Annotated in this window: 13 protein-coding genes; 12 read left to right on the top strand and 1 reads right to left on the bottom strand. The window is 69.0% G+C overall.

Annotated features, from left to right (window positions below):
• Window positions 1–29: 29 nt before the first annotated feature.
• The 7 genes from pigE (at window position 30) to IE269_RS38670 (ending at window position 7,965) form a co-directional block, all read left to right on the top strand.
• On the top strand, window positions 30–2,558 hold the full coding sequence (pigE, locus tag IE269_RS38700) for a prodigiosin MAP biosynthesis aminotransferase PigE (protein WP_189828021.1): 2,529 nt from the start codon (window positions 30–32) through the stop codon (window positions 2,556–2,558).
• A gap of 5 nt (window positions 2,559–2,563) precedes the next feature.
• On the top strand, window positions 2,564–2,833 hold the full coding sequence (locus IE269_RS38695; RefSeq protein ID WP_229898561.1) for an acyl carrier protein: 270 nt from the start codon (window positions 2,564–2,566) through the stop codon (window positions 2,831–2,833).
• A complete protein-coding gene (locus IE269_RS38690) occupies window positions 2,830–4,071 on the top strand; it encodes a beta-ketoacyl-[acyl-carrier-protein] synthase family protein (protein WP_189828019.1) in 1,242 nt (413 codons plus the stop codon). The genes IE269_RS38695 and IE269_RS38690 overlap by 4 nt, the downstream gene beginning before the upstream one ends.
• 277 nt (window positions 4,072–4,348) lie before the next feature.
• Window positions 4,349–4,555, top strand: coding sequence for a hypothetical protein (locus IE269_RS38685; RefSeq protein ID WP_189828018.1), 207 nt, complete (start codon window positions 4,349–4,351; stop codon window positions 4,553–4,555).
• Window positions 4,556–4,704: 149 nt separating this feature from the next.
• Window positions 4,705–5,817 (top strand): GNAT family N-acetyltransferase, encoded by a 1,113-nt coding sequence (locus IE269_RS38680; protein WP_189828017.1) that lies wholly within the window; start codon window positions 4,705–4,707, stop codon window positions 5,815–5,817.
• A 94-nt stretch (window positions 5,818–5,911) separates the two neighbouring features.
• Window positions 5,912–6,358, top strand: a complete 447-nt coding sequence (locus tag IE269_RS38675) for a truncated hemoglobin (RefSeq protein ID WP_189828016.1) — start codon at window positions 5,912–5,914, stop codon at window positions 6,356–6,358.
• The gene (locus IE269_RS38670) at window positions 6,355–7,965 is read left to right on the top strand and encodes an FAD-dependent monooxygenase (protein ID WP_189828015.1); all 1,611 of its coding nucleotides are present in this window, start codon (window positions 6,355–6,357) and stop codon (window positions 7,963–7,965) included. Before IE269_RS38675 ends, IE269_RS38670 begins: the two co-directional genes overlap by 4 nt.
• On the opposite strand, the gene IE269_RS38665 is transcribed toward IE269_RS38670, so the two are convergent.
• Window positions 7,956–8,453, bottom strand: a complete 498-nt coding sequence (locus IE269_RS38665; protein ID WP_189828014.1) for an SAM-dependent methyltransferase — start codon at window positions 8,451–8,453, stop codon at window positions 7,956–7,958. The two genes, IE269_RS38670 and IE269_RS38665, sit on opposite strands and share 10 nt — an antisense overlap.
• Before the next feature lie 50 nt (window positions 8,454–8,503).
• Between IE269_RS38665 and IE269_RS38660 the strand changes: the two genes are divergently transcribed.
• The 5 genes from IE269_RS38660 to IE269_RS38640 form a co-directional block, all read left to right on the top strand.
• Window positions 8,504–9,805: an MFS transporter gene (locus IE269_RS38660; protein WP_189828013.1), complete on the top strand. Its 1,302-nt coding sequence runs from the start codon at window positions 8,504–8,506 to the stop codon at window positions 9,803–9,805.
• A gap of 46 nt (window positions 9,806–9,851) precedes the next feature.
• Entirely contained in the window at window positions 9,852–10,385 is a 534-nt protein-coding gene (locus IE269_RS38655) for a DUF6879 family protein (protein ID WP_189828012.1), read from the top strand.
• A gap of 5 nt (window positions 10,386–10,390) precedes the next feature.
• Window positions 10,391–11,125, top strand: a complete 735-nt coding sequence (locus IE269_RS38650) for a PIG-L deacetylase family protein (protein ID WP_189828011.1) — start codon at window positions 10,391–10,393, stop codon at window positions 11,123–11,125.
• Window positions 11,126–11,251: 126 nt separating this feature from the next.
• Window positions 11,252–12,094 carry a class I SAM-dependent methyltransferase gene (locus tag IE269_RS38645; protein WP_189828010.1) on the top strand — a complete coding sequence of 281 codons (843 nt, stop codon included), beginning with the start codon at window positions 11,252–11,254 and terminating at the stop codon, window positions 12,092–12,094.
• A 162-nt stretch (window positions 12,095–12,256) separates the two neighbouring features.
• Window positions 12,257–13,182, top strand: a 926-nt coding sequence (locus IE269_RS38640; protein ID WP_189828009.1) for a class I adenylate-forming enzyme family protein, incomplete at its 3' end; no start/stop codon positions are given.

Genomic DNA, 13,182 nt, shown 5'->3' with positions numbered 1-13,182 from the left:
CGCCCCGTTACCACGGAAAGAGAGCTCCGGTGAAGTTCGGCTTCCTGGCCCACGCCGTCAGTCCGGCCCACCGCAACCAGATACGGGGCCTCGACCTCCTCGGCCGCCTCCTCGACGACCATCGCGCCACCGTACGGGCCCCCGGCACCCGCCTCTCCGTCCCGCTGCCGATGCCCAGTTCCGTCACCTCCCTCACGGGCAGCCGCTGCCGGGGCGAGATCCGCAGCCTCGCCCACACCGCGGATCAGCTCCTGCGCCGCCCGACCGCCGCACGGGAAGCGGTGGTCGCCGAAGTGCGGGCACTGCGGGAGGCCGGCGCGGACATCGTCGGGCTGGGCGGCGCCACCTCGATCGTCGGCGACCGCGGAATATGGACCGCGCAACAGGTCGACATCCCCGTGACCAGCGGCAACTCCCTGACCGCCTATGCGGCCCACGAACAACTGCGCACCGTCGCACGCCTCATCGCCCTGCCCGTCGAGGACACCCCCGTCGTGGTCGTCGGCCACCCCGGCTCGATCGCACTCGCCGTCAGCCGACTGCTGCTGGCCGACGGCTTCCGGCTGGAACTGGTCACCCGCCCCAGCCGCCGCTCCGCCGCCGCCCTGCTCGCCCACCTGGAGCCGGACCACCACGAGCGGGTCACCCTGTGCCAGGACATCACACAGTGCTACGCGAGCCCCCGGCTGTACGTCGCCGCATCCTCGTCCGGAGGCGTGATCGACACCGCCCGCCTGCACCCCGGCTCGGTGGTCGTGGACGTCGCCCTGCCGAAGGACGCACCGTCAGCACCGCTCCGCCGCGACGTGGCCGTCGTCGACGGCGGCCTCGTCAGCGCCGTCGACGGGGTCGTGTTCGGCGACGGCGACCTGCCCGCACCGACCCAGCAGCTCAACGGCTGCCTGGCCGAGACCATCGTGCTCGCCCTGGAGGGCACCACCGAGAGCTGGTCCCTGGGCCGCGACCTCGACGTGGACGCAGTCCGGCGGATCGGCACGCTCGCCGCCCGCCACGGCTTCCGCACCACACCGCTCGCCTCCTTCGGCCGCACCCTGCCCGAGGACGACCTCTCCCGGCTGGGCGTCCACCACCGTCCCGCACACCGCGCGACACCGCCGCAGGACACCACCGCCGACACCCGGCGCCGCTTCCGCGAGCACATCAACCCACCGATGGCGAAACTGTTCGCGGCCCACGGCATGGACCGGGTGTTCACCCGCGCCCAAGGATGCGTGCTCACCACCGCCGACGGCACCGAATACCTGGATCTCGTCGCCGGGTACGGGGCCCTCGGCCTCGGGCACAACCACCCCGACGTCGTCGCCCGCCTCCGCGACTTCCTGGACCTGGGCGCACCCACCTTCGCCCAGTACATCTCCCTGCCGGTCCAGACGGCCGAACTGGCCGAACGGCTCAGCGCGATCTCCCCCGGCGGCCTGGAGCGCGTCTTCTTCAGCAACTCCGGTACGGAAGCGGTCGAGGCCGCACTCAAGGTCGCCCGTGCAGCCACCGGCCGCACCCGCCTGGTGCACGCCGACAACAGCTACCACGGCAAGACACTGGGAGCCCTGTCCGTCACCGGACGCGACACGCACCGCACCCCCTTCGGACCCCTGGTGCCCGATGTCGTGGCAGTGCCCTACGGAGACACCGCAGCCCTCGCCGCCGCCCTCGACGGGGCAGCCGCCTTCATCGTCGAACCGGTACAGGGCGAAGGCGGAGTCGTCCTGCCGCCGCCCGGCTACCTGCGCGAGGCCCAACGCCTGTGCGCCCGGGCCGGAGCCGTCTTCGTCCTCGACGAGATCCAGACGGGCCTCGGGCGGACCGGCGCCATGTTCGCGGCCGACCACGACGGCCTGCGGCCCGACGTGCTGTGCCTGGCCAAATCGCTCTCCGGCGGTCTGGTGCCCGTCGCCGCCACCCTGGTCCGCGCCGAACTGTGGGACGCCGCCTACGGCAGCAGCGACCGCGCCCTCCTGCACTCGTCCACCTTCGGCGGCGGAAACTTCGCAGCGACCGCGGCACTCGCCACACTCGACGTCCTCCAGGCGGAGAAGCTGCCCGAACGGGCCCGCGACACAGGCGCCCACCTGCGGACGTCACTGCGCGCGGTGTGCGAACCGTACGCCTTCATCCGTGACGTGCGCGGCATCGGCCTGATGAACGCCATCGAATTCGACGGCGACTTCTCCGGCGCCTCCGCAGCCATGACGGACGAACTCCTCACCCGGCTCCCCGGCGACCTGCACACCCTCGTCGACTGGCTGCCCGACGACCTCCGTACCGCGTTCCGCTCAGCGGCCACCGCACTGGAAACCTCACTCGGCGACCTGCTGTGCCTGCGCTTCGCCGCCCGCCTCGCCCGGGACCACCGGATACTCACCTTCCTCACCGCCAACCACAACCGGGTGCTGCGCATCCAGCCACCCCTCTCGCTGACCACCGGACAGGCGGACAGGTTCGTCGCCGCGGTCGGCGAGGTCTGCCACGAATTCGCCCTCCACGCGGACGCCGTCGGAATCGGCACGCGAAGGCACCCGACCCCCCACGAAGGATGATCACTGTGACCACAGGAACCACGTCGGCCGACGCGATACTCGTACGGGTGGCGGCCATGCTGGAGGACAAACTCGGCCTGCTCCCCGAAGAGATCGTCCCCGAGGCCCGGTTCACGAACGACCTCGGCCTCGACTCCCTCGACATGGTGGAACTACTCACGATCATGGAGGCCGAGACCGGCTCCCCCGTCGAGGACGACACCGCCCACGCGATGAACACCATCGGCGACGTCATCACCTACCTCGTCGAGCACGGAGCCGGGGAAACGGAATGACCGCCCGCACGGTGGTCGTCACCGGACTGGGACCCGTCACCCCCATCGGCATCGGCGGACACGACTTCTGGCAGGCACAACTCAAAGGCGTCAGCGGAATCCGGCCGATCACGCGCTTCGACCCCACCGGACTCCCCGTGCGCATCGCGGGGGAGGTCGACCTCCCCGCAGAACTGGCCCCCGGACGACGGGAGGAACGGACCACCGACCGGTGCACCCACCTCGCGCTCGCCGCAGCCCGCCTCGCCCTCGACGACGCCGCACTGGACCTGGCGGACGAGGACCGGGACCGCGTCGGCGTGGTACTGGGAACGGGAGCCGGCGGCGCAGCCAGCTGGGAGAGGAACGCCCGCCTGCTGGAGACCTCCGGCCCCACCCGGATCGGGGCACGGTCCGTCGTCATGTCGATGGCCAACGGCTCCGCCTCCCACATCGCCCTCACCTTCCACATCACCGGCCCCAGCACCTCCGTCGTCTCGGCCTGCGCCTCCGGCGCCGAAGCCCTGGTGACGGCCCACCAGATGATCGTCGGCGGCGAGGCCGACGTCGTCCTGGCCGGCGGCGCCGAGGCCCCCGTCACCCCGCTGCTCGTCGGCGGCTTCGCCAGGACCGGGGCGCTGTGCACCCTCAACGAGGAACCCCGGCACGCCAGTCGCCCCTTCTCCGCCGACCGGGCCGGCTTCGTCCTCGCCGAGGCCGCCGCAGTGCTGGTCCTGGAATCGCAGGAGCACGCGCGGGCCCGCGGCGCCACCGTGCTCGCCACACTCAGCGGCTACGGACGTTCCTCCGACGCCCACCACGTCACCAGCCCGCACCCCGAAGGCGCCGGCGCCGCCCGTGCGGTCCGCGCGGCCCTGCGCTCCGCCGGATGGTCCGCCGCCGACGTCGACTACATCAACGCGCACGGCACAGGAACGCGATACAACGACGCCGCCGAGGCGAAGGCACTCCGCTCGGCCCTCGGCAGCCACGCCGCACACACACCCGTCTCCGCGACGAAGTCGATGACGGGCCACAGCCTCGGCGCCGCCGGCGCGGTGGAAGCGGTGGTGTGCGTCCAGGCGCTGCTGCACGGACACGTCCCACCGACCGTCAACCTCAACGCGGTGGACCCGGACTGCGGCCTCGACGTGGTGGGCCCGCAACCGCGCGCCCTGCCGCTGACGACCGCACTGTCCTCGTCGTTCGCCTTCGGCGGCCACAACGTCGTCCTCGCCTTCGAAGCGGCCCGCCCCTGACGCCCAGACGAACCGTCACCACGCCCCTGACCTGCGGTATTCCCGGATCGTACGGTTGTCGGACAGCAGCGCGAAGGCTCAGCAACCTGGGAGAAGACGAGCGGCGAACCGCTCTGCAACACTCACCGGACCGGGGGCGGAAGACGAAGCCCCCGCCGACCACGGCCAGGAGGGCCCCTCTCCTTGCGAGCGGCTTTCGCCCCTCGTGCGGTGCCCACGGCTGAGGTGGTGACTCCTGGAGTGAGCGGACCGTCGCACTCTTCGGAAGGAACACGACATGCACGTACCAGCACATCCGGTTCGAGAACAGCTTCAGGTGTGGGACACACTCACGGTCTGGGACGAACTCCAGGTGTGGGACGCACTCACCGTCTGGGACGAACTCCAGGTGTGGGACACGCTCACCGTCTGGGACATCACCCAGGTCTGGGACGCCCACGAGGCCGGTGAGCAGCACGAGGTCTGGGACCGGGCCACCGCCTGACCTCGCGCGGCCGAGATCCGACCTCGCAGGCCGAAGGTCTGACCTCGCCCCGCGCGACTGACCGCTCCGGACCGGTGCAGGGCCCGGCACCCCCGCGCCCTGCACCGGACACCGGGAGGCCGAGCGACAACCGTGAGGAATTCACTCCCATGACGCAGATGGACGTTCCACCGGCTGCCGCCCCCGTGCAGCCCCCCGAGAACCGATTCGGCGTACGAACCGGTGTGGCGGACGACTGGGACGCCGCCTACCTGGGCCCCGGCGCCCCGGTGACGCTCAGCCGACGCTGGATCACCCTCGCCGAAGGACGCATCCCGGGCGGCGCGCGCACCCTGGAACTCACCGGCGACGCCGGGCCGTCCGTCGCCCTCGTCGGCGGCCCCGTCGACGAACCGACCGGCCACGTGCGCTTCGACCCGCTCCGGGTCCTCTCCGGCGGATCCGCCGAAGACGGCGTGGCCGAACACGGCCCCCACCCCTGGAAAGGGCTCTCCGCCGACACGGTCTACCCCTGCTGCCTGCTGATGTTCCCCAACTACGAGACGGCCCCCGTCGGCCCGGACGCCCATGACCCCGCCGCCGTACTCACCTACGTCGACGCGCTGGTCCGCTGGTGCCGGGACAACGGCATGCGCAGCATCGCGGGCCTCTTCCTCAGGCCCGACTTCCCCGAGTTCCTCGACGCACTGCGCCAGCGCGGATTCGACGTCGTACCGATGGTCGACCGCTGCGACATGGACGTCACCTGGCAGGACTTCGAAGGCTACGTCGCCGGCCTGCCACGCAAACGACGCTTCGCCGTACGCCGAGAACTGCGCGACATCGCCCAGCGCGGAATCGAGATCAGCGAGCGCGGCGTCCGCGAGGACGAGCCCGAACTGGTCCGGCTGCGCGCACAGATCGTCACCAAATACGGCGGCACCCCGGACGCACAACGCGAAGCGGGCTCCCTGCGACACCTGCGCGAGCACTTCGGCCCCGAGAACGTCACGGTCGTGGAAGCACGCCAAAACGGTGCCCTCCTCTCCTTCAGCCTTCTCGTCCGCGACGGAACCCAGTGGACGATCCTGATGAGCGGCACCGACTACGACCACCCGGACGCCGCATTCACCTACTTCGCCACCATGTTCTACCGGCCCGCCGAACTCGCCCCCCGGCTCGGAATCACCTCGATGGCCTACGGCCTCGGCACACTCCAGGCGAAGAAGCTCCGCGGATGCACCGTCAGCCCGCTGTCCGCAGCAGCACTGCTGCTCGACTGAAGAGGAAGAAACGTCCGTGCCGCCACAACCGACACCGCAACACGACGGCAAAATACTGCTCGTCGCCGACAAAGGACTCCAAACCGGCGACCGCATGACCCCGGAACAGGTCGACCAAAAGGTCCAGGACTTCTACACCGCGATCGGCGGCGCCCCCTTCTTCACGGCCCTGACCAACCGGTTCTACGAACTCGTCGCCCAAGACGACGTGCTGCGGCCGCTGTTCGCCGTGACCGACTGGACGAAGCACGCCCAACGGCTCGCCGACCACTACATCCGCATGTACGGCGACAACGACCTGACAGCGGCATGGGAACCGGGCCTGCACCAGGCCCACTGCCACTTCCTCATCACCCGCGAGCAACGCCTGCGCTGGCTGGAACTGATGGGACGGGCCGGAGACGACCTCGACGCCGCACAGCCCGAGTTCGGCGAATTCATGACGATCATGAAGGTGGCCAGCGGCGAAATGATGGCCGCATCACGGGGCGCGGCACTGGCACGCGGCGAACGGTTCCACTGGGACGGCACACCGCGATGACCCGACGACCGCCCCACCGGGTCGCGGTCGTCGGGGCAGGAGCCGCAGGAGCGTTCTTCACCCTGGAACTCGCCCGCCTGCGCCCGGACATCACCATCGACCTCTACGACCAGGACAGCCGAGGACCGGGCGCCGGCATCGTCATGTCCACGGACTTCATGGAGCAGGTGCGCCGCACCTTCCCGACCGCCTTCGCCGTACCGGACACGGCCGCCGGCCGGTGGGACCGCACCCTCACCCTCTGCGGCGACGAACACATCTGGTCCGGGGCCTACGGCACGGTGGGCCTGCAACGGCGCGTCTTCCACGCACACGTACGCCGACTCGCAGAAAGCACCCCCGGGGTGCGCGCACTGCGACAGACCGTCACCGAACTGCCCGACGGGCCACACGCACCGGACGTGGTCGTCCTCGCCGACGGGGCGAACAGCCGACTGCGGCGCTCCCGGCACAAGGAGTTCGGCACCCGTGTCACCGCCGGGCGAAGCAGATACCTGTGGGCCTCCACACCCATCGCGCTGGAACCGTCCTTCGTACTCAAGGACCTCCACCCAGGGCTGCTGACCGTGCACTCCTACCCTCACGCCGCCGACGAGAGCACCTTCATCATCGAGGCGGACCCCACGGTCCTGGCCACCCACGACCTCGACCACCGACCGCTCCCGGAGATCGAGAAAGCCCTCGCCGAGATCTTCACCGACACCCTGCGCGGCACCCCACTGCACGCCCAGACCGCCGGATGGCAGCCCTTCCGCACCATCGTCAACGAGCGCTGGCACCACGGGCGATCCGTACTGATCGGGGACGCGGCGCACACCGTGCACTTCTCCACCGGATCCGGTACCTCACTCGCCATCGACGACGCACTGTGCCTCGCCGGAGCGCTCGCGGAAGCGGCAACCGTGCCCGAGGCGTTCGACACGTACGCACGAACCCGGCAACCAGTGATCGAGGCCGCCCAGGCGGAGGCAGCAGAGAGCGCCGAGTGGTTCGAAACACTCTGCCGCGCCAACCGCACGGACGGCCACCGCACGGTCTTCGCCCTGCGCAGCCGCAGAACACTGAACACCTTCGAGCGACTGCGCGAACGCGACCCGCAGTTCGTCGCGGACACGGTTTCCCGACTCGCAGGCGGTCCGACCACAGCCGAACCCCACGACGTACCACTCGCCCTGGGCACACTGACCCTGACGGACAGAATCGCGCAGACCAACGGGCCGAGACTGCGCCCCCACGAACTGGCCCTGCGCACCACGCACGGCATCATCCATTGCCCGGTCGCCGACAACACCGCCGACCCGGACGCACTGCGCGCCGCCGGAGCACGTGCGGTGGGACTGCTCCTGCCACAAGATCCGAACCCGGACGAGCCCGCAGCCGAGCCTGAGGACACCGACGCGGCCGACGCCGCAGCCCGGGGCTTCGACTTCCTCGCCGTACCCGCACAGCCCGGAACAGGCCGCATCTCCCGCACCCGTAGGGCCGGTCGGCTCACCGCCACCCAGCAGACCCTCCCAGTCGTGCTGCTCGCCGCAGAGCACCTCTCGACGGACGAGATCAACACACTGATCGCGGCCGGACGCGCCGACATGGTGGCTCAGAAATAGTGACGCATCAACTCAACCGACCACTGCGGCACACGTACCTCCCCGCGCGGAGCGAATTCGGGGAGATACGGCTTGATGTCGAGCACCGGACTTCCGTCGAGGGCATCGAGCCCACGCACCGTGAGCGTCCGCCCGTCGACCGCCACCAAGGCACACACGGTCACACCGATGTGGTTGGGCCGGTTCGGCGCACGCTGCGCGAGAATTCCCACCCGCGGCCACGAAGGATTTCCCCGCGGATGCTGCGCACCCCGGCAGCTCCGATCGGTTCGGTCAAAAGCGAAGACCACCTCGACATGCGAGTAGTCCGACAGCCCGAGCGTCGCGTCCGCATCCAATTCCGCCGGGTCGAGTTCGATCCGGCATTCCGTGTCCCCCCAATTGTCCTGAACGGACTCCTGCCGCGATCCGCGAACAGTACCGATGGGGGCGAACGCATGCTGCACGGCAATTCCTCCCGACGCAAAGGGCAGAGAATTTTCGATCATGCCCGCGCCCCGACAACACGTCAATCATCCGGAGAAGCAGGAGCTCGCACATGACCGATGCCGAGCAGCGAAACACAGCGAACCGGACACCCCTCCTCTCCAAACTCCTGCCGGAACCCGGCCCGGGACGCCTCCTCGTGCTGTGCACGGCAGTGGCGAGCCTCGGCAACGGCCTCTACATGACAGGCGGCGCCGTCTACTTCGTCCGCGTGGTGAACCTGACCCCCGGACAAGTCGGCATCGGCCTCTCGGCAGCCGGAGTCATAGCCCTCCTGCTGGGCGTCCCCATCGGCTACCTCGCCGACCGCTTCGGACCACGCGGCATGACCGCAGCACTCGCACTGTGCAAAGCCGCCATGCTGATCTCAGCGGTCTTCGTCCAGTCCTTCACCACCTACCTGGTCATAGCCGCCCTGCTCGGCGCAGCCGAACAAGGCGGCCACGTGGCGCGCGGAGCACTCGTGTCAGGCGTCATGGGCCGCGAAGGCAGAGTGAAACTCTCCGCCTACATGCGATCCGTGTTCAACGGAGGATTCGCCATCGCCTCACTGGCGGCAGGCCTGGTCATCGCCGTCGACTCACCGGACCTCTACCTCTCCCTGTTCTGGGGCAACGCGGCCGCCATGGCCCTGGTCGCCACGCTGTACATGCGACTGCCCCACGTACCCCGACAACCCCGACAACCACGCCCGAAGCGCAGCCCGTCCGCAGTACGGGACCTCCCGTACATCACCGTCGCCCAAGTCTCAGGCCTGGCCAGAATCGGCCCGACAGCACTCGCACTCGGCCTGCCACTGTGGCTGGTGACCCACACCGAAGCACCACGAGCGCTGGCCGCATGGCTGATGCTCGTCAACACACTCATGGTGGTCTTCCTCCAGGTGTACGTCGCCCGCGGCGCCGACACCGTCCCCGGAGCCAGCCGCCTGCAACGCTGGACCTTCCTGGTACTCGCGGTCGCCTGCATCGTGGCAGGCTGCTCCGCCGGCCTCCCGGGATGGGCCGCCGCCTCCGTACTCGTCATCGCCACCGTCTTCTTCACCTTCGGCGAAATCTGGGGCGAAGCCGCCCGCTGGGGCCTGCGGTACGAGCTGGCACCCGACAACGCCCAAGGCCAATACGGCGGAGTGTTCGCCACCGGCGACGCCCTGGCGGTCATCGCAGGCCCCGCACTCGTGACGACCCTCCCCGACCGCTTCGGCCTCGCAGGTTGGCTGTCCCTCGCCGCCCTCTTCACGGTGTCCCTGGCCGTCGCCGGACCCGCCGTGCGCTGGGCCGCACGCACCCGCATCCCAGCCACGGAAGAGAGCAATCTGCAAGGCGCAACACCCGCCACGACACCACGAAAATGACCCCAGCCCCGGCCGACGAAATTCGGCTCGACCCGAGGAGCACACAATGTCAAGCAATCTGCCCGCATTCAAAGAACTGATCTCCCAGGCGAAGCACTCGGCGATCCACCTCGAAATGCGCGACATGTACACCCCACAAGGCGCCGTCTTCGTGGACTGGCTGGACGGAAAACCGATCGAATACGACCGGCACCTCGACTGGGTCGAACTCGTCCAGGAAACCGTCGCCCGCGGCGTCGACTGGCGGCGACTGCGCATCGTGTCGGAACCGGTCACCGACTTCATCCAGTACGAATGGGAGACGACGACCATCGTCAACGTCCCGGCCGGCGAACAAGTGCGCTGGCTGCCCCGCCGCCAGGCCTCCGACCTGCTGCTCCCGGGCAACGACTTCTGGGTGTTCGACGGCAAACTCGTCCGCTTCACACACTTCGCAGGCGACGGCTCATGGGGTCCGCACGAACTCACCGACAACGCCGACGTGGCCAGCATGTGCACCGAAGCATTCCACGCCGCCTGGGAACGCGGCATCGACCACGCCGACTACACACCGGCCCGCACCGCCACCGAAAACGGCTGACGCCCATGCCCGCACCGTACGCCCCCATGCCCGACGACTGGCAGCGAGCACTGGCCGTGGTCGCCCACCCCGACGACCTGGAATACGGCCCCGCATGCGCCATCGCTGCCTGGACCGCCGCAGGACGCGACGTGACCTACCTGATGGTGACCCGCGGCGAAGCCGGCATGGACTCCATGGACCCACAGGAAGCAGCCCGCGTCCGAGAACAGGAAGAGCACCAGGCCGCAGCCCTCGTGGGCGTGAAGGAAGTCGAGTTCCTCGACGGCCACCGTGACGGCGCCATCGAGTACGGACTGCCCCTGCGACGGGACATCACCGCAGCCATCCGCCGGCACCGCCCGGACATCCTCGTCACGCTCAACTTCCACGAACGCTGGCGCAGCGGCGACTGGAACTCGCCCGACCACCGCAACACAGGTCTGGCACTCATGGACGCTGCAGGCGACGCCGGTAACCGCTGGACATTCCCCGAACTGGCCCAGCAAGGGCTGGACCCGTGGAAGGGCGTCCGGTACGTAGCCGTCGGCGGCTCACCGCTGGCCGACCACGCCGTCGACGTCTCAGACGTCCTCGACCAGGGAATCGCCGCCCTGGAAGCCCACCGCACCTACCTGAACCACCTGGGACCCGATCACCCCATGGCCGACGCACGCACCTTCCTGGAACGAAAAGCGCGCATGTTCGGCGAGCGCTTCGCCGGCACCCCGGCCATCGCCTTCGAGCTGATCGGCGTCTGACCACCCAGCACGACAACAGCACACACAGCACGCTCCGCAACCTTCCGGTGGCACCGTTACCCGTCCCCGCGCGTCGAGTTGGACACGGGAGACCCACACCAGCGAAACCGGAATTGCGGAGCACCCGTGCAACTGATCGCCAACACCCAGCAAGCAGAGGCCTGGAACGGTCACGAAGGAAAGCACTGGGCCGACAACGCCGACGCCTTCGACAGGCTCAACAGCGGCTTCAACGACGACCTGCTCCGCGCCGCAGCGATCGGCACACACGACCGCGTGCTCGACATCGGATGCGGCACCGGCCAAATCACCCGCCTCGCCGCGAAGCTTGCCACCTCAGGGGAAACGACAGGGATCGACATCGCCGCCCCCATGGTGGAACGGGCACGCGCCGCCACCGCCGAAGAAGGCATCACCAACGCACACTTCCAGCAGGGCGACGCGCAGGTCCACACCTTTCCCCGCCGTCACTACGACGCCGTGGTCAGCCGTGGCGGAGTCATGTTCTTCGCCGACCCCGTCACCGCGTTCAGCAACATCGGCAGCGCGCTGCGACCCGGCGGCCGGCTCGCCTTCATCGTCCCGCAACAGCCTTCCCCCGACGGCGAATCGACCCAGGTCTTCGCACCCGTCAACACGCTGATGAAACAGCCCTCTCCCGCACAGCGGGGCATGATGTCCCTCTCCGACCCCGCCCGCGCCCAGACAATCCTGGCAGCCGCAGGATTCAGCGAGGCGCACGCAACATCGATCGAGGGGCCCATCGTCTGGGGCCGAAACATCGACGAGGCCGTCGACTTCTACTTCTCCCTGGGGCCAGTCCGCTTCAACCTCGAAGGACTGCCGGACACGGTCGTCCAACAGGCCCGCAACCAAGTGCGGGCATCACTCCTGCCGTACACGTACCCCGAAGGGATCCGCCTGCGAGGCGCCGTGTGGCTGGTAACCGCCACCTCCACAGCGTCTTAAGAAGATGCCCAGAACCGGCGGGCGAAACTGAACGGGGTGTCCGGACCAGGGAATACCGTTCCACCAAATTCCGGTCCCNAACGGGGTGTCCGGACCAGGGAATACCGTTCCACCAAATTCCGGTCCCCTGTCCGAGCGAGCACATCACTCCTGGGGGCCCGAATGAGCGCAGCCAACACGATCGGAACAAGCACGCCCGACACATCAGGACACAGTGGACGCACCACACAAGTGGGCACCCTGAACGACCTGTTCAGCCAGATGGCAACCAAACACCCCCACAACACCATCATCAACAGCGCACAACGCACACTCACCTACCAATCCGTGGAAAACAGCTCCAACCACCTGGCCTCAGCACTCCTGCGCCACGGAGTGCAACTCGGTGACCCCGTGCTCATCCACTGCTCGGACCACGCCCAAGCGCTGGTGGCCCAGGTCGCCGTGCTCAAGCTGGGCGGCGTATGCGTCCCGGTGCCCCACCATGCCGACACAGCACTCCTCGGGCAGATCACCGAGCTGAGCGGAGCCATGCTCGTGCTGTGCAGCAACGCCACAAGAGAACACTGGTCGCTACCCGCAGCCGTACTGGACGACGAACGGACATGGGCAAAGATCACGCCCTTACGGACGGACGGTTCACTGCCCCGGTCTGGAGCAGCCGATGTCGCCTACCTGCTACCGGAATTCAGCCCTGACGGCAGCGTGACCGGACACCTCATAGACCACCGGGCCTGGCTGCTGGCAACCGGTGCCCGACTGCGTCGTGCAGGCCGAGCCCGACACGGCATAAGCGCGGGCACGCAAGTCGGCAGCGCACGGGACCTGGTGGCGGCCTGGTGGGCGATCGCCGCCGGGACCAGCCTCCAAGAACCACGCCCCACAGGCGGAACCGAGTTCGCGAAGCAACTACGCTCCTCGGGCATTTCCTCCGTACACGGACCCGACGAGTACGCAGCCCTGCTCACGGACGTCCCACCGGCAAGCGGCACGGAAGACCGACCGGCCACCGTCCTCATCACCGGCGGCCCCCTGCCGGCCGGCACCGCCGAACGCCACGCCGAGTTGCTGCCCTACGCCCGACTGCT

The organism is Streptomyces spiroverticillatus (genome assembly GCA_014650415.1).
GTDB lineage: Bacteria > Actinomycetota > Actinomycetes > Streptomycetales > Streptomycetaceae > Streptomyces > Streptomyces spiroverticillatus.
The sequence above is the reverse complement of the archived record's forward strand: the minus strand, read 5'-3'. Positions and strand labels throughout refer to the sequence as shown.